This window comes from Allotamlana fucoidanivorans, from assembly GCF_045788535.1.
Lineage (GTDB): Bacteria > Bacteroidota > Bacteroidia > Flavobacteriales > Flavobacteriaceae > Allotamlana > Allotamlana fucoidanivorans.
This window is the reverse complement of sequence record NZ_CP074074.1, coordinates 632,809-657,309: the sequence shown is the minus strand read 5'-3', so window position 1 is coordinate 657,309 and position 24,501 is coordinate 632,809. Positions and strand designations below refer to the sequence as shown.

Genomic DNA, 24,501 nt, shown 5'->3' with positions numbered 1-24,501 from the left:
TTTAAAAGAGATATGGAGAATGTCGCGTTAATTGAATCTTTTTCAGAATTCAAAGACGATAAGCTAATTGACAGAGTAACGTTAATGGCAATTTTAGAAGACGTATTTAGAAGTGCCCTAAAAAAGAAGTATGGCGATGATGATAATTTCGATATTATTGTAAACCCTGATAAAGGTGATTTAGAAATTTGGAGAAATAGAATTGTTGTTGCTGATGGTGAAGTAGAGGATGAAAATCAGGAAATTTCTTTATCAGAAGCCAGAAAAATTGAGCCAGATTTTGAAGTTGGAGAAGATGTGTCTGAAGAAGTTAAGCTTATAGATTTAGGGAGACGAGCTATTTTGGCCTTACGTCAAAACCTAATCTCTAAGATTCATGAACACGACAATACCATCATTTATAAACAATTTAAAGATTTAGTAGGAGAGATTTATACAGCTGAGGTGCACCATATTCGTCACAGAGCTGTTATTTTACTAGATGATGAAGGTAACGAGATTGTTTTGCCAAAAGACAAGCAGATTCCTTCAGATTTCTTTAGAAAAGGAGATAACGTAAGAGGTGTGATTGATAGTGTAGAGCTTAAAGGAGCAAAACCTACGATCATTATGTCAAGAACCTCACCATTGTTTTTAGAGAAGTTGTTTGAACAAGAAATCCCAGAAGTTTTTGATGGTTTAATTACCATTAAAAATGTAGTAAGAATACCAGGAGAAAAAGCTAAAGTAGCGGTAGACTCTTATGATGATAGAATAGATCCTGTTGGTGCTTGTGTAGGTATGAAAGGTTCAAGAATTCATGGTATTGTGCGTGAATTAGGTAATGAAAATATTGATGTTATTAACTATACTAATAACTTGCAGTTGTTTATTACCAGAGCATTAAGCCCAGCAAGAGTAACATCTATTAAAATTAATGAAGAAACGAAACATGCTGAGGTTATCCTAAAACCTGAAGAGGTGAGTAAAGCCATTGGTAGAGGTGGTCATAACATCCGATTAGCAGGTCAGTTAACAGGATATGAAATTGATGTGTTTAGAGAAGGTGCCGAGGAAGATGTTGAGTTAAGAGAGTTTTCTGATGAGATTGAAGATTGGATTATTCAAGAGTTTAGTAAAGCAGGTTTAGATACCGCAAAAAGTATTTTAGAACTTGATGTGAACGATTTGGTAAAACGAACAGATTTAGAAGAAGAAACTATTTATGATGTGATTAGAATTCTTAAAGAAGAATTTGAAGAATAATAAATAAAAGTGCAGTTTTGCATTAATGTTATGCCCTCAAGCGGGTAATGTATATATTTGAGTATTTTAAAGGCAATTTATGGCTGAAACAATTAGATTAAATAAAGTATTACGCGAACTTAATATCTCTCTAGATCGTGCGGTTGAATTTTTAGATTCAAAAGGCATTTCTATAGAGAAGCGTCCAACTACAAAAATTTCTCAGGATACCTATGATATTCTATCTGATGAATTTGAAACAGACGCGAGTAAAAAAATGAGATCGCAAGAAGTAGGTGAAGCGAAGCAGAAAGAAAAGGAGGACTTACGTATTAAACGTGAACAGGAGTTAGAAGCTAAGCAAAAAGCCCAAGAAGCCATAGAATTAGCAAAACAACAAGAGGTAGTTAAAGCGTCTAAAAGCCTATCTGGACTTAAAACAGTTGGAAAAATTGATTTAGATTCCAAGAAGAAGGTAGAGGAGCAAAAACCAATTGAAGAAAAGAAAGAAGAACCTGTTGAAAAGCCAGTAGAACAGCAACCTGTGAAGGAGGAAATTATTAAGGCTAAAGCGCCAAAAATTGCAGTGAAGCCAGTTGCTCAAAATATAGAAACGCCTGTAGAAAAACCAACAGAAAAGCCTGTTGAAGTGCCCATGCCAGAGGCAACTTTGCCAAAGGAAGAAGAAAAACCAAAAGCACTTACCAAGTTGGATGATGAAGGTAATGTGATTCCAGAGGAAAGGGTAAAGACACAATATCAAAAACTTACAGGACCCAAAATTGCAGGTGATAAAATAGATTTATCTCAGTTTAACAAACCTAAAAAGAAGAAAGAAGACAAAAAAGCTGATGATAAGAAAGATGACGCACCTAAGAAAAAGCGTCGTCGTATCAGTAAAGCTGGGGCCGCCAATGCTGGCGGACAGAATAGACCGGGAGGAAATCAACAACGTCCTGGTGGACAGAATAAAGCAGGCGGAAACGATCGTTTTAAAGGAAAAGGACGAAGAAATATTGTTAAAGAAGAGCCTAGTGAAGAAGATGTAAAAAGACAAGTGCGCGAAACACTAGAAAAACTTCAAGGTAAATCCAGTAAAGGAAAAGGGGCTAAATACAGAAGAGATAAACGAGATCAGCATAGAGAACAATCTGAGCTTGATCAACAATTAGAAGCAGCAGAAAGCAAAATACTTAAGGTTACAGAATTTGTAACAGCAAGTGAAATGGCTACGATGATGGATGTTAGCGTAACACAAATCATATCTGCTTGTATGTCTCTTGGTATGATGGTGACCATGAATCAGCGCTTAGATGCTGAAACTTTATCTATTGTAGCTGAAGAGTTTGGTTATAAAGTAGAATTTGTAACAGCTGATATTGAAGAGTCTATTGAAGAAGTTAAAGATAAGCCAGAAGATTTAAAACCAAGGGCTCCAATTGTTACTGTTATGGGACACGTGGATCATGGTAAAACATCGCTATTGGATTATATCCGAGAGGAAAATGTAATTGCTGGTGAGTCTGGTGGTATTACACAGCATATTGGAGCTTACGGGGTAAAGTTGGAGAACGGACAAAAAATCGCCTTTTTAGATACACCGGGTCACGAGGCTTTTACAGCAATGCGTGCTCGTGGTGCTCAAGTGACCGATATTGCGATTATTGTAGCAGCAGCAGATGATGATATTATGCCACAAACAAAAGAGGCTATTTCGCATGCTCAGGCAGCAGGAGTTCCTATTGTGTTTGCTATTAATAAAATTGATAAACCAGATGCTAACCCTGATAGAATTAAGGAAGGCTTGGCACAAATGAATTTATTAGTTGAAGACTGGGGTGGAAAAATTCAGTCGCATGATATTTCCGCTAAATTCGGAACGGGCGTTAATGAATTATTAGAAAAAGTGTTGCTTGAAGCTGAATTATTAGAGCTTAAAGCTAATCCTAATAAACCTGCAACAGGTACTGTTGTAGAGGCATTTTTAGATAAAGGGCGTGGTTACGTGTCAACAATTCTGGTGCAGGCAGGAACCTTAAGAGTTGGTGATTATGTATTAGCGGGCCAGCATAGTGGTAAAGTAAAGGCTATGCACGATGAACGAGGGAATGACGTAGTGGAAGCGGGGCCATCAACACCTGTATCTATTTTAGGTTTAGATGGTGCACCACAAGCTGGTGATAAGTTTAATGTATTTGAAGATGAGCGTGAAGCTAAGCAAATTGCCGCTAAACGTGCACAACTTCAAAGAGAGCAATCTGTAAGAACACAGAGACATATTACACTTGATGAAATTGGACGTAGAATTGCATTAGGAGACTTCCAAGAGTTAAATATTATTCTTAAAGGCGATGTAGATGGTTCGGTTGAAGCGCTTACTGATTCGTTCCAGAAATTATCAACGGAAGAAATTCAAGTGAATATTTTACATAAAGGCGTAGGAGCTATTACAGAAAGTGACGTGCTATTAGCTTCGGCCTCAGATGCTATTATTGTTGGATTTAATGTGCGTCCTGTTGGAAATGCTAGAGCAACCGCTGATAGAGAAGAAATAGATATTAGAACCTATTCTATTATTTATGATGCTATAAATGATCTGAAAGACGCAATGGAGGGCATGTTGTCGCCAGAACTAAAAGAAGAGATTACGGGTACTGCTGAAATAAGAGAAATATTTAAAGTGTCTAAAATAGGAAGTATTGCAGGCTGTATGGTAACCAGCGGTAAGATCATGAGAAGTTCTGGAGTACGATTGATTAGAGATGGTGTTGTTGTGTTTACAGGTGAATTAGCGTCATTAAAACGTTTTAAAGATGATGTTAAAGAAGTGACTAAAGGTTACGACTGTGGTATGCAAATTAAAAATTACAACGACATTAAAGAAGGTGATATTGTGGAAGCCTTCCATGAAGTTGAAGTTAAAAAGAAGCTTAAATAAGCCATAGTTAAAAAATAAGAGAGAACAAAAAAGCAACCATTTAGGTTGCTTTTTTGTTTTAAAAAACCTCAAAAAAATGCTACTTTTTAGGTCTGAAAATAAATGCTGCAGGGAATTTGCCTTTAATTTGTTTTAAGGCTCTATCTGCTTCCAATCGTGTTCTGAAGTTGCCAGCCCAAATTTTAAAATTAGGCGTTTCATATTGAATAATAGAAGGCCAATTTTCAAAAGCATCTTTAAATTCTTTTTGAGCTTCATAGGCATCAGAACGATTGCCTGAATATATTTGAATTTTATAGCGTTCAGAATCACTTTTGTTCAGCTCTTTTTTAATACGCATGAGTTTTTCTATGCTTTTGTCCTGATGTATAGCAACCTCTCCTTGTTGCGCATAACTTTCTAAATGGCTAATAAATATGCAGAAAAATAGAAGAATTATACTTTTTAATTTAGTTGAAATCATATATTAATTGTATTTATGCAAATGTAAAAGTATTAAACTTAAAACGTGGTTATTTTATTATTTAGAATCTCTCTAAATTAACTGTTAACATTCAGTTAGTATTTTGGAAATCGACTTTAAATATTACTTTTGCCACACATTTTATACGTGTGATTTTTTTATTTATTAAATGACAAAAGTCATACCAAAATTAAGAAGTTAATTTAACCACAATATGAAAAAGGTGATTCACCGAAAGTCAAGCAGAAACTTTCTTCGTTTAGGCTTAATTGTATTATTAGCGTTTACAACCTCTCTTTCTGCTCAAGAAGGAGATCCAGCAAAAGGAAAATCTTTATTTAATGCCAATTGTGCTGCTTGTCATCAATTAGATAAGAAGATGACAGGGCCTGCCTTACGACAGGTTGAGTCGCGTTTGTCTGACGAGCAGGGTTTAGATAGAGACTGGCTGTATTCTTGGATTCGTAATAGTTCAGGTTTAATTAAGTCTGGTGATGCTTATGCAAACAAAGTGTATAATGAGTTTGGGGGAGCAGCTATGACTGCGTTTCCGCAATTATCAGATGAGGATATAAATAACATTTTAGCCTATACTGCTGAAGAGAAAAAAGCGCCTGCTGCCCAAGCTGCTGCAACAGGAGCTGCTGCACAAACAACGCAAGCTTCTGGTGGTATTTCAAATGAGATTATTCTTGGAGCCTTAGCTATTCTATTTATTTTATTGGCGCTTGGTCTGTATTTGGTTAATAAAACCTTACGGAGATTTGCGGCGGCTAAAAATATTGAGTTAGAACTTGAAACTGGTAGAAAACCATTGTGGAAAGCTTTTGTTGAGAATCAATTCTTAATGATTGTGGTGGCTATCTTCTTCTTGTTGTCTAGTGCTTATTTTGCTTATGGTTATTTGATGCAGGTAGGTGTTGATCAAGGATATCAACCAGTGCAACCAATCCATTTTTCGCATAAAGTTCATGCGGGAGATAATGGTGTTGATTGTAAATATTGCCATTCTTCGGCTAGAGTTAGTAAAACATCAGGAATTCCATCATTGAATGTTTGTATGAATTGTCATAAGTCAATTTATGAGTACAATGGAGAAACAACACCAGAGTATTCAAAAGAATTTTATGATGGTGAGATTAAAAAACTATATGCTGCTGCTGGATGGGATGATGCAGAGCAAAAGTATACAGGTGATTCTAAACCTGTAAAATGGGTGCGTATTCATAATTTACCTGATTTTGCTTACTTCAATCACTCACAACACGTAACTGTAGCTGGTGTTGAATGTCAAACCTGTCACGGGCCAGTTGAAGAAATGGAAATCATGTATCAACATGCGCCATTAACTATGGGTTGGTGTATTAATTGTCATAGAGAGACTAATGTTGACGTGAAAGATAACGGTTACTACGAGAAAATTCATGAAGAATTGTCTAAGAAGTATGGTGTGGATAACTTGACTGCTGCTCAAATGGGTGGTCTGGAATGTGGTAAGTGTCACTACTAAACGTTTCATGAAAGAAACAATAAATTAATTAAGAAGTAATTCAATTATATAATATGTCATCAAACAAGAAATACTGGAAAAGTGTTGAAGAGCTAAACGAGAACAGCTCTATTGTTGAGACGCTAAAACAAAACGAGTTTGTATCTGAGATTCCTACGGATGAGTTCTTAGGAGATAAAGACACTCTAGAGTCTACAGCCACAACCCGTCGCGATTTCTTAAAGTATGTTGGTTTTAGTACAGCAGCTGCCACTTTAGCGGCTTGTGAAGGACCTGTGAAAAAGTCTATTCCTTACGTTGTTCAGCCAACAGAAATCATTCCTGGTGTTGCAAATTATTATGCAACAACTATTGCTGATGGTTTTGATTTTGCAAGTGTTTTAGTTAAAACCCGTGAAGGTCGTCCAATTAAAATTGAAAATAATAACTTGGCTACGACTCATGGAAGTGCTAATGCCAGAGTCAATGCTTCAGTTTTAGGTTTGTATGATAGTTTAAGAGTACAGGGACCTAAAAAGGAAGGCGCCTCAATTTCTTGGGATGCATTTAATGCAGAAACTACAAAGGCTTTAACTAGTTTGAAAGGATCTGATAAAGAAATAGTACTTCTTACACAAACTTTTGCTAGTCCGTCAACAAGAAATTTGATTGCAGATTTTAATGAAGAGTATGGTAATGTACGTCATGTGGTTTACGATGCTGTTTCAGAATCGGCAGCGGCAGACGCATTTCAAAAGAAATACGGTAAAAGAGGATTGGCCGATTATGATTTTTCTGAAGCTATGACTATTGTTTCTGTTGGAGCTGATTTCTTAGGAGATTGGCAAGGCGGAGGCTTTGATGCAGGGTATTCTAAAAATAGAATTCCAGATCATGGTAAAATGTCGCGTCATATACAGTTTGAGTCAAATATGTCTTTAACTGGTGCTAATGCTGATAAACGTGTGCCTTTAACACCAACACAACAAAAATTAGCCCTTGCTAAGATTTATAGCTTAGTTACTGGAAATAATGTTTCAGTAAGTGGTTTGCCAGAGCAAGTTGAAGCAGCAGTGAAAAGTGCGGCTGCTCAGTTAAAAAAGGCTGGAAGTAAAGGTGTTATTGTTACTGGAATTCAGGATGTAAACGCGCAAACTGTAGTTTTAGAACTTAATGAGTATTTAACAAGTAAAGCCTTCAGTCCTAAAACGGCTTTAAAAACCAAGGAAGGTAATGCGCAAGCTGTTACACAGTTAGTAGAAGACATGAAAGCTGGTAAAGTTGGAGCCATCATTATGAGCGGGGTAAATCCGGTATATACCCTACCAAATGCTTCTGATTTTACTGAAGGATTAAAGAAAGTACAATTATCTGTAGCGTTTTCAATGAAAGAAGATGAAACGTCTACACAAACACAATATATTGCGGCAGCACCTCATTACTTAGAGTCTTGGGGAGACGTTGAAATTAAAGTAGGGCACTATGCCTTAACACAACCTGCTATTCGTCCATTGTTTGATACAAGACAGTTTCAAGACGCTTTGTTAGCATGGACAAACAACAGTCAATCTTACAGCGATTACATCAAGACAATCTGGAATGAGGATATCCTTAACGGGGCTTCATTTAATCAGGCTTTGCATGATGGGTTTTATGTTAGTGAAGTAGCTGAGCTAGATGCCATTGATACTTTAGAAGATAAAACAACTAATCCGGAAATGGCTGAAGCTATAGCTCCGGCTGCAGCGGCTAGCGCATTGGTTTCAAGTGCAAAGTCAAACGGATTAGAGTTAACCCTTTATACTAAAACAGGTATGGGTGATGGGCAACAAGCCAATAACCCTTGGTTACAAGAGTTTCCAGACCCTATCACACGAACCTCTTGGGATAACTACTTAACAGTATCTAAAGCAGATGCTGATGAGTTAGGCTTAATGAATAAGCACGTTGCTAACGGTGCCTTAAACGGTAGCTATGCTAACGTTACTGTAAACGGTGTGACCATCAAAGCGCCTGTTATGATTCAACCTGGTCAGGCTAAAGGGACTGTTGGTTTATCATTTGGATATGGTAGAACGGCTGGTTTAAAAGAAGAAATGCAAACAGGTGTTAATGCTTATGCATTATACCACAATTTCAATAACGTTCAGAATGTAACTATTGAGGCGGCGTCAGGTGAACATGAGTTTGCGTCTGTTCAGTTGCACAATACTTTAATGGGACGTGGTGATATTGTTAAAGAAACCACTTTAGAGATATTCAATACTAAAGATAAAAAACACTGGAATGCTGTACCTGTAGTGTCTTTAAATCATGAAGAAACACCTGTAACATCTCCAGAAGTTGATTTATGGGATGAGTTTGATCGTTCAATAGGACATCACTTCAACTTGTCAATTGACTTAAATGCTTGTACTGGATGTGGGGCTTGTGTGATTGCTTGTCACGCTGAAAACAATGTGCCTGTTGTAGGTAAATCTGAAGTGCGTCGTAGTCGTGATATGCATTGGTTACGTATCGATAGGTATTACTCATCTGAAGTGTCTTTTGAGGGTGATAATGAGAAGAAAGATAACATTTCTGGTTTAGGAAGTTCATTGAGTGAATTTGGTGAAATGGAGCATGCTTCTGATAATCCTCAGGTGGCATTCCAACCTGTAATGTGTCAGCATTGTAACCATGCACCTTGTGAAACAGTTTGCCCAGTTGCAGCTACATCGCATGGGCGTCAAGGTCAAAATCATATGGCTTATAACCGTTGTGTAGGTACAAGATACTGTGCTAACAACTGTCCTTATAAAGTACGTCGTTTTAACTGGTTCTTGTATAACGGAAATGATGAGTTCGATTATCATATGAATGATGATTTAGGACGTATGGTATTAAATCCTGATGTTGTTGTGCGCTCTCGTGGTGTTATGGAAAAATGTTCTATGTGTATTCAAATGACACAGAAAACAATTCTTGATGCTAAACGTGACGGACGCGAAATTAAAGATGGTGAATTCCAAACAGCATGTTCTGCAGCTTGTAGCAGTGGTGCTATGGTATTTGGCGATATCAATGATAAAGACAGTAAAGTTGCAAAACTGAAAGAAGATAACCGTATGTATCACTTGTTAGAGCATGTTGGAACAAAACCAAACGTGCAGTATCAAACAAAAGTGAGAAATACAACAGAAGCATAAATCTAATTAAAGAATCAATTATATAATTATGGCGTCTCATTACGAAGCACCTATTAGAAGACCTTTAGTTACAGGTAACAAATCATACCACGACGTTACTGTGGATGTAGCAAGGCCTGTTGAAGGAAAAGCAAACAAACAATGGTGGATAGTTTTTGGTATTTCACTGGTCGCTTTCCTTTGGGGAATCGGATGTATTTTATATACCATATCTACAGGTATTGGAACTTGGGGGTTAAACAAGACCGTTGGATGGGCTTGGGATATTACTAACTTCGTTTGGTGGGTTGGTATTGGTCACGCAGGAACCCTTATCTCAGCGGTACTTTTATTATTCCGTCAGAAATGGAGAATGGCCATTAACCGTTCGGCAGAGGCGATGACTATCTTCTCGGTAGTTCAAGCGGGATTATTCCCAATCATTCACATGGGTCGCCCATGGTTAGGGTACTGGGTGTTACCTATACCTAACCAATTTGGTTCTTTATGGGTAAACTTTAATTCACCATTACTTTGGGATGTATTTGCAATCTCAACCTATTTATCAGTTTCATTAGTATTCTGGTGGACGGGGTTATTACCTGACTTTGCAATGTTACGTGACCGTGCTATAAAACCGTTCCAAAAGAAAATATACGCTTTATTGAGTTTCGGATGGTCTGGTAGAGCTAAAGATTGGCAACGTTTTGAAGAAGTATCTTTGGTACTGGCTGGTTTAGCAACCCCTTTAGTACTTTCTGTACATACCATTGTATCGTTTGACTTCGCAACATCGGTTATACCTGGATGGCATACAACCATCTTCCCGCCGTATTTCGTTGCAGGTGCGGTATTCTCTGGATTCGCCATGGTAAACACTTTACTTATTATTATGAGAAAAGTATGTAATCTAGAAGATTATATTACTGTACAACATATTGAATTAATGAACATTGTAATTATGATTACAGGTTCTATAGTAGGTGTGGCTTATATTACAGAGTTATTTATTGCATGGTATTCTGGAGTGGAGTATGAGCAGTATGCCTTCTTAAATAGAGCAACAGGGCCTTACTGGTGGGCTTACTGGGCAATGATGACTTGTAACGTGTTCTCGCCGCAGTTTATGTGGTTCAAAAAACTTAGAACGAGTATTATGTTCTCATTCTTTATCTCAATTGTGGTAAACATAGGTATGTGGTTTGAGCGTTTTGTAATTATTGTAACCTCGTTGCACCGTGATTATTTACCATCATCTTGGACGATGTTCTCACCTACATTTGTAGATATAGGTATATTTATAGGAACAATTGGATTCTTCTTTGTATTGTTCTTATTATACTCTAGAACATTCCCTGTAATTGCACAGGCAGAGGTTAAAACGATTTTAAAATCTTCAGGAGACAAGTATAAAAACTTAAGAGAAGCTGGTAAAAGTTTAGTAGGAACTGGTGCTGATGCTAGAACTTCAGGAGACATTAATAAAGAAACACAAAACTAAAAGTAGCATATGGAAGCTTCAAAAGTAATTCACGCTATTTATACAGACGATGATATTTTGATGTCTGCTGTAAAAAAGGTTAAGGCAGAAAAACATCATATAGAAGAGGTTTATACACCATTTCCTGTTCACGGACTAGATCGTGCCATGGGATTAGCACCAACACGTATTGCTATCACCGCTTTTTTATATGGGTTGGTTGGCTTAACGGTGGCTATCACCATGATGAATTTTATCATGATTGAAGATTGGCCACAAAACATTGGTGGTAAACCAAGTTTTAGTTACATTGAAAACATGCCGGCATTTGTGCCTATCATGTTTGAGTTAACGGTATTTTTCGCAGCGCATTTAATGGTAATTACATTTTACTTACGTAGCAGAATGTGGCCATTTAAGAAATCTGAAAATCCTGATCCCAGAACCACGGATGATCATTTCTTAATGGAAATTGCCGTTCATGGAAATGAGGAAGCCTTAGTAGGTTTATTAAAAGATACTGGAGCCGTAGAAGTTAATTTAGTAGATAAAGCCCATTAATAGAGAACATGAAAAGCTTAATTAAAATAGTAGTAATAGCAGTTGTTTTTGTAGGCGTTTCTTGTAATAAGAAAACAGCGCCAAACTATCAATTCATGCCAAATATGTATGAGTCTGCTGGATATGAAACGTATGGTGAAGCGGCATTTCCTAATGGGGTTGAAGCACAGTTACCTGCTGAAGGTACAGTACCTAGAGGATTCGTACCTTTTGATATTGAAAATTCAACAGAAGGTTATGCGTTGGCAAAAGAAACTTTAAAAAGTCCTTTAGATTCAACACAAGTAGATTTTGTTAGAGGGAAAGAACTTTATGATATTTATTGTGGTATTTGCCATGGTACAAAGGGTAACGGACAAGGTAACTTAGTAAAAAGAGAAAAAATATTAGGTATTCCTAGTTATGACGATGCAGGGAGAGCTATCAATGAAGGTAGCATCTACCATACCATCTATTACGGGAAAAACGCCATGGGATCGTATGCTAACCAGCTTAACGAAGAAGAGCGTTGGCAAGTTGTGTCATATGTTTTACAGTTGAAAGCAGATTTAGAAAAATAAGATTGATAAGATTACTATAGATATGTATACATTTTCAAATAAATTAAGAACATTTTCCTTCATTCTAATTATTTTAGGAGCATTAGGTGTGGGTTATGGTTTTATGACATCTCATAAATCTTTTGAAGAGGTTGAGCACTTGTTGGCAGAAGAATCGCATCATGAAGGTGGTCATGCAGAAGTAGCGCATGACGAAGCTAGTCATGGAGCACATGCAACTGTTAACTCACATGGTGAGGAGGCTCATGCTGAAGTTGATGCACATGCTAAACACGTTGAGCATGTACAACATCAAATAGCTAACAGACCTTGGTCGGCATTATATGTAGCTGCCTTTTTCTTTATGATGATTGCCTTAGGTGTATTAGCATTTTATGCTATTCAAATTGCATCACAAGCAGGATGGTCACCAGTATTATTTCGGGTAATGGAAGGTATCACCGCTTATCTATTACCTGGAGCGTTAATTGTTTTAGCTATTGCCGTAGCCTCTGGAACTATAGGACACTATAACTTATTTGTTTGGATGGATCCTGATGTAGTAGCTCATGATAAATTAATTCAAGGAAAATCAGGTTGGTTAAATTTAACAGGCTTTATAATTAGAGGTCTTATATTTATAGGAGGATGGGTTTTATACCGTCATTTTTCTAGAAAGTTCTCTATCGCTCAAGATACCGCCGAAGATAAAAGTAACTTTAAAAAGTCATTCCGTATTTCTGCAGCATTCTTAGTATTCTTTATTTATACCGAATCTATGATGTCTTGGGATTGGATTATGAGTGTTGATCCGCACTGGTTTTCTACCTTATTTGGATGGTATGTGTTTGCTAGTATGTTTGTAAGTGGTATTACAGTTATTGCCTTAATTTCTATTTATTTAAAATCTAGAGGGTATTTGGAGTTTGTAAATGAGAATCACTTACATGATGTAGCTAAGTTTATGTTTGCCATGAGTATTTTCTGGACCTATTTATGGTTCTCACAATTCATGTTGATTTGGTATTCAAATATTCCAGAGGAAGTAACCTATTTTATAGCGCGCTTTAATGATTATAAATTACCGTTCTTAGGTATGGTAGTTTTAAACTTTGTATTCCCAATACTAATGTTAATGAATGCTGATTACAAACGTATTCCTTGGTTTGTTGTAATGACAGGTCTAGTAATATTATTTGGGCATTACGTTGATATATTTAATATGATAATGCCTGCTACTGTTGGAGATAGATGGTTTATAGGTATTCCAGAAATTAGCGCCATTTTACTTTTCGCAGGATTGTTCATTTTTGTAGTGTTTACAGCACTTACAAAAGCACCATTGCTTGTTAAAGGCTATCCGCTAAGAAAAGAAAGTGAAGATTTTCATTATTAATTAAGATTTAAATAAAGACGAACACGATAATATGACTGCTTTATTAACAATTACAGTTTTAGTATTTATTTTAATTGCCATTTGGCAAATGGTAAAGATTTTTGACTTGGCGCAGGCCAAAGTGGAAAATGCTCAAGTTGCTACAGATAATGACAATACCATGAATGGTTACTTAATGATGGGGTTCTTAGCTTTCATTTATGTAATTACCATTGTTTGTGTTGTAAAATGGGGTGATTTACCGTTACTATCCAATGCGGCTTCAGAGCACGGACCAACCATAGATGGGTTAATGATTACCTCATTAGTTATCATCTTTTTTGTGCAAACTGTAACGCAGTTTTTATTACACTACTTTGCGTTTAAATACAAAGGTGAAAAAGGCAAAAAAGCACTGTTCTTTGCAGATAATAATAAGTTAGAGGCTATTTGGACCATCATTCCTGTAATTGTATTAGCGGGCTTAATTATTTACGGATTGAACACGTGGATTAACATCATGGGAGTTGATGAAAGCGATGATCCATTAGTGGTTGAATTATATGCACAACAATTTAACTGGAAGGCCAGATATGCTGGAGCTGATAATACATTAGGAAAAGCTAACGTACGTTTAATTGATATTGACCGCGCTAATATCTTAGGTTTAGATGAATCTGATCCTAATGCTCAGGATGATATCATTACTACTGAACTACACTTACCGGTTGGGAAACCAGTATTATTTAAAATGCGTTCTCAAGATGTTTTACACTCCGCTTATATGCCACATTTTAGAGCACAAATGAACTGCGTTCCAGGTATGATTACCCAATTTGGTTTCACGCCAACTGTAACTACAGCCGATATGCGTCAGAATCCTGACATGCAAGAGAAGGTAAACAGAATTAACGATATAAGAGTTGAAAACAGCAAACCGTTGGTGGCTAAAGGAGAAGAAGCTTTAGAGCGCTATGAGTTTGATTATTTATTGATTTGTAATAAAATTTGTGGTAAATCACATTACAACATGCAAATGAAGATCGTTGTTGAAACTCAAGAAGAATATGATGCTTGGATTAAAGAGCAGAAAGAATTCAAAAACTCTTTAATTAACTAATTAATTTTAAAAAGAAAAACGAAACAAGATTATGTCAGCACACGCAGATACTCACGCTCACGCCGAAGACCACGGACATCATCATAAAGAGACGTTTGTCACTAAATATATTTTTAGTCAAGATCATAAAATGATTGCTAAACAGTATTTGGTTACAGGTACTATTATGGGGGTTATTGGGGTATTAATGTCTTTAATGTTCCGTATGCAAATTGCATGGCCAGAACAACCAAATGTATTATTTGAAGCTTTACTGGGTAAATGGGCTCCTGATGGCGTTATGGATGCTGATATCTATTTGGCATTAGTAACCATTCATGGAACTATCATGGTATTCTTTGTACTTACGGCTGGTCTTAGTGGTACATTTAGTAATTTGTTAATTCCATTACAAATTGGTGCACGTGATATGGCATCAGGCTTCTTAAACATGGTATCTTATTGGTTGTTTTTCCTTTCAAGTGTTATCATGGTTATCTCATTGTTTGTTGAAGCAGGTCCTGCTGCCGCTGGGTGGACTATTTATCCACCGTTAAGTGCCCTGCCTATGGCTCAAGGAGGTTCTGGTATGGGTATGACGTTATGGTTAGTGTCTATGGCTATTTTCATTGCTTCATCATTACTTGGTTCTCTAAACTATATTGTTACAGTACTTAACTTACGTACAAAAGGTATGACCATGACAAGACTGCCTTTAACCATTTGGGCATTCTTTGTAACAGCAATTATTGGGGTGATTTCATTCCCTGTATTATTATCTGCTGCTTTGTTATTGATTATGGATAGAAGTTTTGGTACGTCATTTTTCTTATCAGATATTTTCATTCAAGGGGAGGTATTACATTATCAAGGAGGTTCACCTGTTTTATTTGAACACTTATTCTGGTTCTTAGGTCACCCTGAAGTTTACATTGTGATTTTACCGGCTATGGGTCTAGTGTCAGAAATTATGGCCTCTAATTCACGTAAACCAATTTTCGGATACCGTGCCATGATTGCTTCTATTTTAGCTATTGCCTTCTTATCAACAATAGTATGGGGGCACCATATGTTCGTTTCAGGAATGAATCCTTTCTTAGGATCTGTATTTACCTTTACAACATTATTAATTGCTATTCCATCAGCTGTAAAAGCCTTCAACTGGATAACAACCCTTTGGAAAGGAAACTTACAAATGAATCCAGCAATGTTATTCTCTATTGGATTTGTATCAACATTCATTACTGGAGGTTTAACAGGAATCATTTTAGGGGATAGTGCCTTAGATATTAATGTACACGATACCTATTTTGTTGTGGCTCACTTCCACTTAGTAATGGGTATATCTGCATTGTATGGTATGTTTGCAGGTATTTACCATTGGTTCCCTAAAATGTATGGACGTATGTTAAATAAAAACTTAGGTTATATTCACTTTTGGTTAACAGCTATTTGTGCTTACGGTGTGTTCTTTCCTATGCACTTTATAGGTATGGCTGGTTTACCACGAAGATATTACACAAATTCAAATTTTCCGTTATTTGACGATCTAGCGAATGTTAACGTTGTAATTACCATATTTGCACTGATTGGAGGTATTGTTCAAATAGTGTACTTATATAACTTCTTTTCTAGTATTTACTTTGGAAAGAAAGCAACACAAAACCCATGGAGATCCACAACATTAGAATGGACCACCCCAGTAGAGCATATTCATGGTAACTGGCCAGGGGACATTCCTCATGTACACCGTTGGGCTTATGACTATAGTAAACCAGGTCATGATGTTGATTTTGTACCTCAAATAGTCCCGTTAAAAGAAGGGGAAGAAGAGTTACACCATTAATTATAATATGCTAAGTATACATATAAGGCCTTTCCTGATTTAGGAAAGGCTTTTTGTTTATATTTGTTTTAATCAAAGGGTTCAATAGTTTATTTAAGATGATGTTGCCATGAATGAAAATTTAGATCCAACAAATAATAATTTTTCACCAGAAGAATTTGACGTAGAAAGAAAGTTAAGACCGTTAGTGTTTCACGACTTTACAGGGCAGGATCAGGTGTTGGAGAATTTACAAGTGTTTGTTCAAGCGGCTAATTTGCGAACAGAAGCTTTAGATCACACATTATTTCATGGTCCTCCTGGCTTAGGCAAAACCACCTTGGCACATATTTTGGCTAATGAACTTAATGTTGGTATAAAAGTAACTTCAGGGCCTGTTTTAGATAAGCCAGGTGATTTGGCAGGGTTGCTTACTAATCTTGAAGAGCGTGATGTGCTGTTTATTGATGAGATTCATCGATTAAGTCCTATTGTAGAAGAATATTTGTATTCGGCTATGGAAGATTATAAGATTGATATCATGATTGAAACAGGACCAAATGCCAGAACTGTTCAAATTAATTTAAATCCATTTACTTTAGTAGGAGCTACCACACGGTCGGGTTTGTTAACATCGCCAATGCGAGCGCGATTTGGGATTCAGAGCCGACTTCAATATTACAAAACTGATTTATTGACTACCATTATTCAACGCAGTGCAAGTATTTTAGATGTGCCTATCTCTATGCAAGCGGCTATTGAAATTGCAGGTAGAAGTAGAGGAACGCCTCGTATTGCCAACGCCTTGTTGCGCCGGGTTCGTGATTTTGCTCAAATAAAAGGCAATGGTGATATTGATATAAGGATTGCCAAATATGCGTTAGAAGCCTTAAATGTAGATGCACATGGGCTCGATGAGATGGATAATAAAATACTATCTACTATAATTGATAAGTTTAAAGGAGGTCCAGTGGGGATTACAACAATTGCCACTGCTGTGAGCGAGAGTCCTGAGACTATTGAAGAAGTTTATGAACCCTTCTTAATTCAACAAGGATTTATTATGCGAACCCCTAGAGGAAGAGAGGTTACCGAACAAGCTTATAAACATTTGGGGAGAATAAAAGGATCTATACAGGGCGGACTTTTCTAAAATAGTATATTTTTAAAATCTCTTAAGCCGTTTGTAGAAGATCATATGTCGTTGGTCGAATTAGCGGTAACATAACAAATATATTGGCTAATTATCTGCAATTTTGTAAGGTATGTAATAAAGGTGTTAGTTTTGCTTTAAGATACTTTTAACAAATCTAAATCTTTATGCCATGAGAAGCCCAAACTACTATATTCTATTGGTAATATTAATGTTAATATTAAGCGCATGTGAAAACGATCATGATTACTACACACCTACACCTTTACAGGAAAATTTAGAAAACCGCTTAATTGATTTATATGGTTCATTAGAATCTTTAGAGCTACCAGCTTCTAATGATTTTACCGCTATCCCAAGTGATGTTAAAAATCCTCTTACTTCGGCTAAGGTAAAATTAGGAAAGTTTTTATATCACGAAACGGCATTAGCTTTGAATCCAACTAAAGAAGAAGGTATGGGTACCTATTCATGTGCCAGTTGTCATCATGCTGCTGCCGGATTTCAAAGTGGAATCATACAAGGTATTGGAGAAGGAGGCATAGGTTTTGGTATTCATGGTGAAGACAGAGTTAAATCTTCAACCTATGAAGCAAATGAAATTGATGTGCAACCTATTAGATCTCCCAGCATTCTTAATGCCGCATATCAAGAAGTTATGCTATGGAATGGTCAATTTGGAGCTAAGGGAATGAATGCAGGAACAGAAGCTAGTTGGACACCAGGAACACCAAAAGAAACGAATACCTTAGGTTTTGAAGGCGTAGAAACTCAGGCTATCGCAGGACTTGGTGTTCATAGAATGATGGTTGATAAAAATATTTTGTATAATGCTAATTATATAGATTTGTTTGATGAGGCCTTTCCTAATGATCTGGAGGAAATACGCTATAGTAAAACAAATGCAGGTTTAGCTATTGCTGCTTATGAAAGAACTGTATTGCCAAATGAAGCGCCTTTTCAAAAATGGCTTAAGGGGGATGTTAAAGCCATGAGTAATGAAGAATTGGCTGGGGCATTGTTGTTTTTTGATAAGGCTAAGTGCTACATATGTCACTCTGGTCCTGGTTTAAACGGCATGAGCTTTCATGCTTTAGGGATGAATGATTTAGCTGGAGAAAACGTGTTCAATGATATTGATGAGGCTACTCGAAAAGGAAGAGGAGGTTTTACGGGTAAAGAAGAAGATAATTTTAAGTTTAAAACGCCACAATTGTACAATCTTAAAGATGTTGAATTTTTAGGCCATGGAGGAAGTTTTAGTTCGGTAAAAGAAGTGGTTACTTATAAGAATAAAGGTGTAGCTGAAAATGCGGAAGTACCTTTAAATAAGTTGTCTTCTTTATTTGTTCCTCTAGGTTTGTCAGAACATGAGGTAGATTTGATAGCACTGTTTATTGAAAACTCGTTATATGATTCAAAATTAATGCGTTATCAGCCCGAAAGTTTACCTTCAGGTAATTGCTTAATCAACGCAGATGCCCAATCTTCTGAGGATATGGGGTGCAATTAATTTTAAAGTTGCATCGCACAAAATAAGTAAATCAAAAATTGTAGTTTAGAGTTTTAAATAGAAGGCTGAGTTCAACCCATAAGTGCAACACACTTATTATTTAGGACTTCAATAGGGTTATTATAATTAAACTTTCTAATAGGTCTGTAATTTAGTAATTTTTCAACTTCTTTTATTCTTTTGATTGATACTTCTCTAAGGTCTGTTTTCTTTGGAAAAAACCTTCTTATAACGCCTATTCTATTTTCTACTGTTCCTTTATCCTGAGAGGTATATGGTCTTGTAAAGTATGTTTTTACATTTAAGTCTTTCGCTATTTTATTGTGTTGTGCAAATTCTTTTCCATTATCAAAAGTTATGGTCTTTATCCAAGATGAGTTAAAGTTTGTGAGTCTTTTACTCATTTTTTGATAGACTTCATCTGCATTTTTACTACCCAGTTTTTCTATCATAGTTATCAATGTTGTTCTATCTGTCATTACTAATAACGCTGATTTGTGGTTGCTTCCCATCATTAAATCTACTTCTATATCTCCAATGCGAGAACGTTGGTTTACGACCTGGGGACGTTTATCTATGCCTACGCGCCCTGTTATTGCACCTCGTTTATCCTTTACATTGTTCCTTTTTTGCCTTCTACCTGTATGGCGTAGGTGTTTGTAAAGGTTCTTGTAGCGTTTGTGTTTTCTATGATTGCTATGTTTTGCAGTCCATATCCATTTATAAATAGTCTCGTGACTCACGCAGGTTTCAGCTTCTTTAGCAAGTCTTTTAGCTATGAGTTCTGGGCTCCATTTCTCATATTCCATTAATCCAGCAATACGTTCTTTAAGCTGATCTGTCAACGCTATAGACTTTGTTTTGGTACAATGCCTGTCATTTGTCTTTTGATGGGCGTGTTCTGGCAAGTATTTACCAGATGTTCGGCCTCTACTTGGTGTATTCCTCTTTAATTCTCGTGATATACTACTCTTATTAAAACCTATTGTTTTAGCTATTTGAGTAATACTTATTCCTGCATCTAATAACGCAGAGATTTGATACCTTTGTGGTAAGGTCAATTGTTTATAATGTTTCATCCAAAACGAATATAAATATTGAGCCTAAAATAGATGGGGCTAGCCCCATCTATTTTAAATATTCGTGTTGCACTTATTAATTGAACTTAGAAAGTGAAGAGCTACAATCATTCGAAATTTATAAAAACCGAAGCTAAGCGTCTCGGTTTTTTGTCTTGTGGTATTAGCAAAGCCCAGTTTCTTGAAGAAGAAGCACCGCGATTAGAAAAATGGTTGACAAACAACATGCATGGTAAGATGCAGTATATGGAAAATCATTTTGATAAACGTTTGGATCCTACAAAACTTGTTGAAGGTTCAAAAAGTGTTATATCCTTGCTTCTGAATTATTACCCTAATGAGACTCAAAATACTGATAGCTACAAGCTTTCTAAATATGCTTACGGAACAGATTACCATTTTGTGATTAAAGATAAACTGAGACTTTTTTTACAAAGTATCCGTGATGAAATTGGCGAGGTTAACGGACGCGCGTTTGTTGATTCAGCTCCAGTATTAGATAAAGCATGGGCCGCTAAAAGTGGTTTAGGCTGGATAGGAAAACATAGTAATTTAATTACCCAGCAGGTAGGCTCCTTTTATTTTATTGCTGAATTGATAGTAGATTTAGAGTTAGAATATGACCCGCCCACTACAGATCATTGCGGGACTTGTACAGCTTGTATTGATGCATGCCCAACACAAGCTATTACAGCACCTTATGTGGTAGATGGCAGCAAATGCATTTCGTATTTTACTATAGAGCTAAAAGATAATCTTCCAACAGCATTCAAAGATCAGTTTGACGATTGGATGTTTGGTTGTGATGTGTGTCAGGATGTTTGTCCTTGGAATCGGTTTTCGAAACCTCATAGCGAACCTTTATTTAATCCGAACCCAGAATTGCTTAACATGACTAAAAGAGATTGGGAAGACCTAACTCAAGAAACCTTTAGTAAAGTGTTTAAGAAGTCAGCGGTTAAGCGAACCAAATTTTCAGGACTAAAACGCAATATCGATTTTTTGAAAATCTAGGACATCATTGTCTATATCGGATTAGCTGAGTTTAATTTTTTTAGCTAATTGAAGTAGTAATGATATCACATAAATAACTAAGCCATAAATAGTTGTAATAGAACTCACTTTTAATCCACCAGCCATCATTTGCTGGCTAACAGCTCCCATTTGCTCAATGCCTTGAAAAGCAGAATACAAACCTATAATTTGACCTAAAATTCCGGTAGAAAGCGCTAATAATCCCACTTCCTTAGTCCACTTTGGGAATTTCAAAAATGATACAATGACACCAATTAATAAAATGGTTAATAAGGTCATAAATAATAATCCACCTTGATAAAATAAATCTAACATAATTTTTTGTTTTAAATTGATACTTCAAAAGTATGAATAACATCTGTTTTTAAGCATGTTAAAAACCGAGCTGGAGGTGTTAAATCCGATATTAAATAGGAGGCACCCACTTTCAAAAGGACATTCTTATTGAATTGTTATATTTTTGAAATATGACAAGAACTTCTATTTATAAAATTATATTTTGGTTAGTTGCGTCGCTAATTATTGCCATTTTGCTTCAAAATTCATTACCTGTATTTTGGAATGCTTGGCTTGTGGCCTTGTTTTTGTTGCCAGTTGTTTTCATTGTAAAGCATAGTATTACCAAAATAAAACCCTTAAAAGGAATAAAAAAATGGAATCGATTCTTTTTTCTTGCTATAATTACGCTGTTTTGGGGGTACCTAGCGGTTACTATTGTTTATTGGTATTTCATTGAATTAAAGGCCAATATTATAGATGAAATTTTAATTAATCCAGTTTTTATTTGGTTAGTTTTAAGCTTTTTTTTGCTGCTAGAATATGTGCTTTTTAAGAATGATTCGAGTAAAAAACGAGAAACAGTTACTATATATAGTAATAGAAAAAGAACCGTATTGCCAATAAATCAAATAGCTTTTATAGAGAGTAGAAGTGATTTTACAATAGTTATGTTAATTGACGGAAGTAACTATAAGAATACCGTAAAAATATCGGAATGGGAAAATAGGCTCCCTGATTTTTTAAGGATTCATCGGTCATTTTTGGTCAATCCGGAGTTCTCCCTACTAAAAGGAAAGGAAGTTGTGGTAAATTCTACCTGGAGCCTTACTGTTTCAAGATCTTACAAACAACAAGTTTGGCAATTTTTTAAAGCGTGATGTTGTTATAATACAAAAGCTATATCAATTTTTTAAAAGAATGACGCATACGTAGAAAGGATTATTATCTTTGTTAGTTCAGTTAAAAATCCATTTTTATGAGCGAAGAGAGTAAAAGAAGAGAGGCCCTAATTTACCATGCAAAACCAAAGCCTGGTAAGATAAAAGTAGTTCCAACAAAAAAATATGCAACTCAAAGAGATTTGTCTTTAGCGTATTCTCCTGGAGTTGCCGCCCCATGCTTAGAAATTGAGAAAAACAAGGATGCTGCTTATAAGTACACCGCAAAAGGAAATTTGGTTGCAGTAATCTCAAATGGTACCGCTGTTTTAGGGTTAGGTAATATTGGGCCGGAAGCATCAAAACCCGTAATGGAAGGGAAAGGCTTGTTGTTTAAAATTTTTGCTGATATTGATGTTTTTGATATTGAAGTAGGTACTGAAAATGTTGATGAGTTTATTCAAACTGTAAAGAATATAGCCCCAACGTTTGGAGGCATCAACTTAGAAGATATAAAAGCCCCTGAAGCTTTTGAAATTGAACGCAGGCTGAAGGAAGAACTCAATATTCCTGTGATGCATGATGATCAGCATGGAACGGCAATTATTTCTGCGGCGGCTCTTATAAATGCCGTTGAAATAGCAGGAAAGAGCATGGCAGATGTAAAGATTGTGATAAGCGGCGCTGGCGCTGCTGCCATCTCTTGTTCTCGATTATATCAAGCTTGTGGAGCAAAGAAAGAGAATATGGTGATGCTTGATAGTAAAGGGGTGATTAGAGACGATAGGGAAAATTTAACGCAAGAAAAGGCCGAATTTGCTACACATAGAAAAATAGACACACTTGATGAGGCCATGAAAGATGCCGATGTATTTATAGGACTTTCAATGGCTAATATTGTATCACCAGACATGTTATTGGCTATGGCAAACAATCCTATTGTTTTTGCTATGGCAAATCCAGATCCAGAAATAAAATATGAATTAGCAGTAGCTACGCGTAAGGATATTATTATGGCCACAGGGCGTAGTGATCATCCTAATCAGGTAAACAATGTTTTAGGGTTTCCGTTCATTTTCCGTGGTGCTTTAGATGTTAGGGCAACAAAAATCAATGAAGAGATGAAAATGGCGGCGGTAAAAGCCTTAGCTAAACTAGCCAAAGAGCCTGTTCCAGAACAAGTTAATGTGGCTTATGGGGAAACAAAATTAACCTTTGGTAAAGACTATATTATTCCTAAACCATTTGATCCAAGGCTAATTGCCGAAGTTCCTCCTGCTGTAGCTAAAGCAGCTATAGAATCTGGAGTTGCTGATAAAACAATAAAAGATTGGGAAAAGTATAAAGATTCATTACTAGAAAGGCTGGGGTCAGATAATAAACTGGTCAGACTACTTTTAAACAGAGCTAAGTTAAGCCCTAAACGCATTGTTTTTGCTGAAGCTGATCATTTAGATGTTTTGAAAGCCGCACAAATTGTTTATGAAGAGGGTATTGCTATTCCTATTCTTTTAGGAAGAAGAGAAACGATTGAGGCATTAATGGCAGAAATAGAGTTTGAAGGTGATATTGAAATTAGAGACCCTAAAACGGAAGAAGAAAACGAATGTAAAAATCGTTATGCCGAAGTTTATTGGAAGCAACGTCAACGAAGAGGGGTTACACTGTATTCTGCACAGCGCTTGATGCGTGAACGAAATTATTTTGCAGCCATGATGGTCAATGAAGGCGATGCCGATGGTTTAATTTCAGGGTATTCTCGTAACTATCCAACCGTGGTAAAACCAATGCTTGAACTTATTGGTATGGCAAAAGGGGTAAGTAAGGTTGCAACCACCAATATCATGATGACTAAAAGAGGTCCCATGTTTTTGAGTGATACCTCTATAAATATTGATCCAGACTGGAAAACACTGGCCAAAATAACACAAATGACCTCTCAGGTTATAAAAATGTTTGGACTAAACCCTGTAACCGCTATGATTTCCTATTCTAATTTTGGGTCATCAGACAACGAAAGAGCTTCTAAAGTTAGAGAAGCGGTGTCTTATTTACATAGAAATCATCCAGATATGATTGTAGATGGAGAGCTGCAGACCGATTTTGCATTAAATGATGAAATGCTTCGAGAAAAATTTCCGTTCTCTAAATTAGCTGGTAAAAAAGTTAACTCTTTGATATTCCCTAATCTAGATTCGGCAAACATTACTTATAAGCTATTAAAAGAATTACATGAAGCAGATTCTATTGGTCCAATTATGTTGGGTATGAAAAAACCTGTTCATATTTTGCAATTAGGAGCTAGTGTAGACGAAATTGTGAATATGACGGCAATAGCTGTTATTGATGCGCAGTATAAACAAGGAAATCCGAATGCAAATGCCGATAGTGAATAGATTAATAT

18 protein-coding genes are annotated in these 24,501 nt (G+C 36.3%); 15 read left to right on the top strand and 3 right to left on the bottom strand.

Features of this window, described 5'->3' with window-relative positions; genetic code table 11:
• The first annotated feature begins 12 nt into the window (after window positions 1–12).
• Together nusA and infB are read left to right on the top strand one after the other, a co-directional pair.
• On the top strand, window positions 13–1,245 hold the full coding sequence (nusA, locus tag KFZ70_RS03075; RefSeq protein ID WP_139697244.1) for a transcription termination factor NusA: 1,233 nt from the start codon (window positions 13–15) through the stop codon (window positions 1,243–1,245).
• 79 nt (window positions 1,246–1,324) lie between these two features.
• The gene (gene infB / locus KFZ70_RS03070) at window positions 1,325–4,162 is read left to right on the top strand and encodes a translation initiation factor IF-2 (RefSeq protein ID WP_139697245.1); all 2,838 of its coding nucleotides are present in this window, start codon (window positions 1,325–1,327) and stop codon (window positions 4,160–4,162) included.
• Window positions 4,163–4,241: 79 nt separating this feature from the next.
• Here the strand turns inward: infB and KFZ70_RS03065 are convergent, their stop codons facing one another.
• A complete protein-coding gene (locus KFZ70_RS03065) occupies window positions 4,242–4,625 on the bottom strand; it encodes an SPOR domain-containing protein (RefSeq protein ID WP_139697247.1) in 384 nt (127 codons plus the stop codon).
• Between the two features lie 214 nt (window positions 4,626–4,839).
• Between KFZ70_RS03065 and KFZ70_RS03060 the strand changes: the two genes are divergently transcribed.
• The 10 genes from KFZ70_RS03060 to KFZ70_RS03015 all read left to right on the top strand — a co-directional run bounded on the left by KFZ70_RS03060 (window position 4,840) and on the right by KFZ70_RS03015 (window position 18,826).
• A complete protein-coding gene (locus KFZ70_RS03060; protein ID WP_139697249.1) occupies window positions 4,840–6,135 on the top strand; it encodes a c-type cytochrome in 1,296 nt (431 codons plus the stop codon).
• 53 nt (window positions 6,136–6,188) lie between these two features.
• Window positions 6,189–9,302: a TAT-variant-translocated molybdopterin oxidoreductase gene (locus tag KFZ70_RS03055; protein ID WP_139697251.1), complete on the top strand. Its 3,114-nt coding sequence runs from the start codon at window positions 6,189–6,191 to the stop codon at window positions 9,300–9,302.
• A 28-nt stretch (window positions 9,303–9,330) separates the two neighbouring features.
• A complete protein-coding gene (gene nrfD / locus KFZ70_RS03050) occupies window positions 9,331–10,782 on the top strand; it encodes an NrfD/PsrC family molybdoenzyme membrane anchor subunit (RefSeq protein WP_139697253.1) in 1,452 nt (483 codons plus the stop codon).
• A 9-nt stretch (window positions 10,783–10,791) separates the two neighbouring features.
• Window positions 10,792–11,322 (top strand): DUF3341 domain-containing protein, encoded by a 531-nt coding sequence (locus tag KFZ70_RS03045; RefSeq protein WP_139697255.1) that lies wholly within the window; start codon window positions 10,792–10,794, stop codon window positions 11,320–11,322.
• An 8-nt stretch (window positions 11,323–11,330) separates the two neighbouring features.
• Window positions 11,331–11,882, top strand: a complete 552-nt coding sequence (locus tag KFZ70_RS03040; RefSeq protein WP_233244051.1) for a cytochrome c — start codon at window positions 11,331–11,333, stop codon at window positions 11,880–11,882.
• A gap of 22 nt (window positions 11,883–11,904) precedes the next feature.
• Window positions 11,905–13,257, top strand: coding sequence for a quinol:cytochrome C oxidoreductase (locus tag KFZ70_RS03035; protein ID WP_139697257.1), 1,353 nt, complete (start codon window positions 11,905–11,907; stop codon window positions 13,255–13,257).
• A gap of 31 nt (window positions 13,258–13,288) precedes the next feature.
• A complete protein-coding gene (locus KFZ70_RS03030) occupies window positions 13,289–14,356 on the top strand; it encodes a cytochrome c oxidase subunit II (RefSeq protein WP_139697259.1) in 1,068 nt (355 codons plus the stop codon).
• Window positions 14,357–14,387: 31 nt separating this feature from the next.
• Window positions 14,388–16,181: a cbb3-type cytochrome c oxidase subunit I gene (locus KFZ70_RS03025; RefSeq protein WP_139697261.1), complete on the top strand. Its 1,794-nt coding sequence runs from the start codon at window positions 14,388–14,390 to the stop codon at window positions 16,179–16,181.
• Window positions 16,182–16,290: 109 nt separating this feature from the next.
• A complete protein-coding gene (gene ruvB, locus KFZ70_RS03020) occupies window positions 16,291–17,313 on the top strand; it encodes a Holliday junction branch migration DNA helicase RuvB (protein ID WP_139697263.1) in 1,023 nt (340 codons plus the stop codon).
• A 172-nt stretch (window positions 17,314–17,485) separates the two neighbouring features.
• Window positions 17,486–18,826 carry a cytochrome-c peroxidase gene (locus KFZ70_RS03015; RefSeq protein WP_139697265.1) on the top strand — a complete coding sequence of 447 codons (1,341 nt, stop codon included), beginning with the start codon at window positions 17,486–17,488 and terminating at the stop codon, window positions 18,824–18,826.
• Window positions 18,827–18,897: 71 nt separating this feature from the next.
• On the opposite strand, the gene KFZ70_RS03010 is transcribed toward KFZ70_RS03015, so the two are convergent.
• Entirely contained in the window at window positions 18,898–19,905 is a 1,008-nt protein-coding gene (locus KFZ70_RS03010) for an IS30 family transposase (protein WP_139698913.1), read from the bottom strand.
• Window positions 19,906–19,998: 93 nt separating this feature from the next.
• Here KFZ70_RS03010 and queG point away from each other — a divergent pair, with 93 nt between their 5' ends.
• The gene (gene queG, locus KFZ70_RS03005) at window positions 19,999–20,919 is read left to right on the top strand and encodes a tRNA epoxyqueuosine(34) reductase QueG (protein ID WP_139698657.1); all 921 of its coding nucleotides are present in this window, start codon (window positions 19,999–20,001) and stop codon (window positions 20,917–20,919) included.
• 21 nt (window positions 20,920–20,940) lie between these two features.
• On the opposite strand, the gene KFZ70_RS03000 is transcribed toward queG, so the two are convergent.
• Window positions 20,941–21,255, bottom strand: coding sequence for a MotA/TolQ/ExbB proton channel family protein (locus KFZ70_RS03000; RefSeq protein WP_139698656.1), 315 nt, complete (start codon window positions 21,253–21,255; stop codon window positions 20,941–20,943).
• Between the two features lie 152 nt (window positions 21,256–21,407).
• On the opposite strand from KFZ70_RS03000, the gene KFZ70_RS02995 reads away from it, so the two are divergent.
• Both KFZ70_RS02995 and KFZ70_RS02990 read left to right on the top strand, forming a co-directional pair.
• Complete coding sequence (locus KFZ70_RS02995; RefSeq protein ID WP_139698655.1) at window positions 21,408–22,097, top strand: LytTR family transcriptional regulator DNA-binding domain-containing protein; 690 nt, start codon at window positions 21,408–21,410, stop codon at window positions 22,095–22,097.
• Between the two features lie 98 nt (window positions 22,098–22,195).
• Window positions 22,196–24,493, top strand: a complete 2,298-nt coding sequence (locus KFZ70_RS02990; RefSeq protein ID WP_139698654.1) for an NADP-dependent malic enzyme — start codon at window positions 22,196–22,198, stop codon at window positions 24,491–24,493.
• The last annotated feature ends 8 nt before the right edge of the window (window positions 24,494–24,501 follow it).